Source organism: Actinomadura sp. BRA 177 (assembly GCF_013372625.1).
Lineage (GTDB): Bacteria > Actinomycetota > Actinomycetes > Streptosporangiales > Streptosporangiaceae > Spirillospora.
The window spans coordinates 1-3,876 of record NZ_JABXFD010000506.1 but is presented as its reverse complement, the minus strand read 5'-3'; the positions used below and the strand labels follow the sequence as shown (position 1 = coordinate 3,876).

The 3,876-nt window shown below is 72.8% G+C and carries 3 protein-coding genes; 2 read left to right on the top strand and 1 reads right to left on the bottom strand.

The window, feature by feature from the left end:
- Positions 1-264 precede the first annotated feature (264 nt).
- A complete protein-coding gene (locus HUX53_RS29480) occupies positions 265-1,542 on the top strand; it encodes a helix-turn-helix domain-containing protein (RefSeq protein ID WP_176406489.1) in 1,278 nt (425 codons plus the stop codon).
- A gap of 24 nt (positions 1,543-1,566) precedes the next feature.
- The gene (locus HUX53_RS29475; protein WP_176406488.1) at positions 1,567-2,115 is read left to right on the top strand and encodes an NUDIX hydrolase; all 549 of its coding nucleotides are present in this window, start codon (positions 1,567-1,569) and stop codon (positions 2,113-2,115) included.
- Here HUX53_RS29475 and HUX53_RS42705 read toward each other — a convergent pair.
- Positions 2,096-3,682, bottom strand: a complete 1,587-nt coding sequence (locus HUX53_RS42705; RefSeq protein WP_176406487.1) for a DUF4153 domain-containing protein — start codon at positions 3,680-3,682, stop codon at positions 2,096-2,098. The genes HUX53_RS29475 and HUX53_RS42705 overlap by 20 nt on opposite strands.
- Positions 3,683-3,876: the final 194 nt, after the last annotated feature.

Below are 3,876 nucleotides of genomic sequence, written 5' to 3'. Positions count from 1 at the left end.
GGTCACCGGGGGGTCACCGGGGGTCACCGGGCGTCTACCGAACCGGGACCGCGTGACACGCGCGCACCGTTGCGCCGCAGGTGACGGGGGTTGGCTGTGGTGTCACCAGTTTGTCATCCGGTCGGCCGAAGCTGGTCGAAAGTCGACCTAGACTTTGCGCCCGGGGACGCCACGGGTCATGATTTGCCTCACACAGGTCCCATAAGTAAGTAATTACCCCCTGTGTACGGCGCGCAACGCTGGGGGACGAGCAGGGGAGGTTCCGTGGCGAACGACGGTTCGACCACCACCGGGCGCCCGTGGGCGGATCTGCCCAGGGAACTGGCAGATCACATGCGCCCCCACCTCGACGAGGTGGCGGACGACATGATCCAGGAGATCCAGTCGCGCGTCAGGGAGTACGACCGCCCCGGGGACGGCTCCTACTCGGGCACCCTGCGGCTCGCCGTCGAGCGCGTCCTGCACTACTTCGTCGACCGGGTGGCCGACCCCGCGCACGATCCCGCCCCGGTGACCGACTTCTTCCGCGCCATCGGCCGCGGCGAGGCCGGCGAGGGCCGCAGCCTCGACGCCATGCAGACCGCGATGCGGGTCGGCGGCATGGTGGCGTGGCGGCGGATGACCGAGGGCGCCGAGGTGCTGGAGGTGTCGCCGCGCACGCTCGGCGCCGTCGGCGAGGTCCTGATGGAGTTCCAGGACGACCTGGCGCACGCCGCCGCCGAGGGGTTCTCCCAGGCCAAGGCCGCCGTCGCGGGCGAGATGCAGCGCCGCCGCAAGCGCCTGCTCGACCTGCTGTTCGCCGACCCGCCGGCCGCGCAGGAGGCCATCGCCGACCTCGCCGCCGCCGCGCACTGGCCCATCCCGCGGACGATCGCCGCGGTCGCGCTCGGCCGGCACCACCAGGACAGCCGGCAGCCCGCGTTCCCGCCGGACGTGCTCGCCGACCTCACCCGTCGCACCCCCAGCCTGATCATCCCCGACCCGGACGGCCCCGGCCGCGCGAAGCTCGTCGACCGTGCCCTGTCCGGGACGCTCGCCGTCGTCGGCCCGACCGTCCCGCTGATGGAGGCGGCACGGTCCATCCAGTGGGCGCGCAAGACGCTGTCCCTCGTCCAGCGCGGCGTGATCGAGGCGGACAGCGGCGTGATCCGCAGCGTGGAGCACATGTCCACGCTGATCCTGTTCCAGGACGAGGGGCTCATCACCTCGCTCGCCGACCTGCGCCTCGCCCCGCTCGCGCACCTGCGGCCGAGCCAGCAGGACCGGCTCGCCGAGACGTTGCTGGCCTGGTTGCAGTCGGGCCGCAACGCCAACGAGGTCGCGATGCGGCTGCACGTCCACCCGCAGACCGTCCGGTACCGGCTGCGCCAGCTGGAGGAGCTGTTCGGCGACCAGCTGCTCGACCCGGACCTGCGCTTCGACCTGGAGATCGTGCTGCGCGCCCGCGCGCTGCTCGCCGACAACGCGGGCGAGCGGATCATCCCGCCGTCCCGCGAGGCGGTCGGCGACTCCGGCGAGGTGGTCAGCATCCGCCGCACCTGACGCGGGTGGGAGTATGAGCGTCCTATGACCGAGGAACCCGCCGTCCGCCAGGTCGGCACGCGGATCGTCTACGAGAACCCGTGGATGGTCGTCCGGGAGGACGAGGTCGAGCGGCTGGACGGCTCGCGCGGCATCTACGGCGTCGTCGACAAGCCCGACTTCGTGCTGGTCATCCCGCTGGAGGGCGACGGGTTCCACCTGGTCGAGGAGTACCGGTACCCGATCGGGAAGCGGACCTGGAACTTCCCGCAGGGCTCGCTCCCCGGCCGGCGGGAGGCCGACCCGGAGGAGCTGGCCCGGCGGGAGCTCGCCGAGGAGACGGGCCTGCGCGCCGGGACGCTGACGCACCTCGGCCGGCTGAACTGCGCGCACGGGACGAGCGGCCAGGGCTTCAACATCTTCGTCGCGTCCGACCTGGAGGCCGGGGAGGCCGACCGGGAGCCCGAGGAGCAGGACATGCGGCAGAAGTGGTTCTCCCGCGATGAGTTCAAGGCGCTCATCCGGGAGGGCCGCATCACCGACGACTCGACCATCGCCGCCTACGCCCTGCTCATCATGGACGAGACGGGCTGAAGCAGTCCGCCGACCCGTCGACGGGGCGCCGCTCCAGGATCTTCCGGGCCCTGGCACGCGAGAGGTTGGCGCTCATCGCCGGTTCGTCCTCCCTCAGCTCGAAGGCGATCTCGCGCAGCGCGCACGTCCGCATCGGCTCGGCGAGTTCGTCCAGGGCCGGCACGGCGTCGGCGGACAGGTCCCGCAGGTACGGGACGTCGATCTTGCCGGTGTCCTGGTAGCGGGCGACGTTGTGCTCGGCGATGAACCGGTCGGGGTTGAGCAGCGCGAGGACGAGCATCGCGACCGCGCCGCTCGCGGCGACGGCACGCGGCAGCCAGGGGACGCGCCCCTTGACGACGCCGGCGACGGCCACGAGCACCACGACGAAGCCGAGCCACAACTCGAACGCGTGCACCCACAGCCGCAGCCGCGTCCAGCCGAACGTCTGCTCGTACAGGTACAACCGCCGCAGTGCGACCGCGACGACGACGAGCGTCAGCGCGCACAGCAGCCCCAGAAGCACCCGGACCATGCCACGGCTTCCCTCTGGTGCGTACCGCTTGGCGACGGCGACGACCGCCAGCACCAGCACGGTCACGACGACGAGCTGGAAGAACCCCTGCCGCGCGTACTCGGCGTACGTCAGCCCGGTCGAGCGCAGCAGCGCGTCCTTGTCGTCGGCGAGGAACACCCCGGCCTGGATCGCGCAGAACACCAGGAACAGCAGGTCGAGCGCCGCGATCGGCACCGCCCATGACCAGCGCCCGGCCGGCTTCCCGGGCTCCGGGCTCAGCATCCGAAGCGGCGGCGGCGACTGCCCGAGGTAGGCGCCGGCGGTCGCCAGCACCAGCGTCGCGCCGCCCGCGAACCCGTACGCGATGACCGAGAGCGGCGACACCTCGGGGACGAGGTCGGCGGCGAGGCTGCCGAACGCCGCGTCCCCGCCGACGAACAGCGCGCCGAACACCGCGACCAGCCCGCCCGCGATCGCGCCCGTCCGGATGATCGGCCACGCGTTGCTCTTGTCGGACGTGACCGTCCCGTACGCGCCCCGTACCGCCCACGGGATCATGGCGGCGCCCGAAGGCAGGACGGCGACCCCGCCGAACAGCACCTCCGCCCAGGACCGTCCGCCCGACGCCGCGTACGAGCCGACCGCTCCGGCGAGCAGCAGTGCGGGCACGACGACCCACGGGGCGTCCCGCAGCCCCGCGATCGAGGTCAGCGCGATGGTGAGCAGCCCGAACACGAGCGCGGTCCGGTTGACGCGGCGTTTCCGCTTCGCGGTGGCGGGCCGCACGATCCGCCCCGCCGACCACGCCGACGCCGCCCCCACGTACGCGACGGCCACGGCGGCGATGACGACGCCGACCCCGAACAGCCCCTCGCGAAGCTGCGGACCGAGCGTGACGGCACCGATCACCCCGGCGATCACCGCCCCCGCCACCAGCGACGGCGCCATCGGCCGCGCGGGCTGCTTCCACGCCCGGAGCGCCTTCTCGATCTTGGTCGGCTCGAAGACGAACGCCGGCGGAGGCGGCGGCCCGTACCCAGCCCCGTAGGGCACCGCCCGCCCGCGAGCCACCGGATACGCCCCCGGCGGCGCAAACCCGCCCGGAGCGGACGTCCCGGCCGCCCTCGGAACGGCTCCAGAGCGTTTCCCTCCGGACGCTTCCCCGGCGAACGCGGACGGTTCGCCGGCGGTTTCGGACTCGTTCCCGGCGGGGCCGGGGCCTGTCTCTTGTACACATCACCGAGCCCACGAGCCGGACGCCTCAC

Coding starts and splice junctions, on each gene's coding strand:
- HUX53_RS29475 (WP_176406488.1), top strand. CDS start 1,567: ATGACCGAGGAACCCGCCGTCCGCCAGGTCGGCACGCGGATCGTCTAC.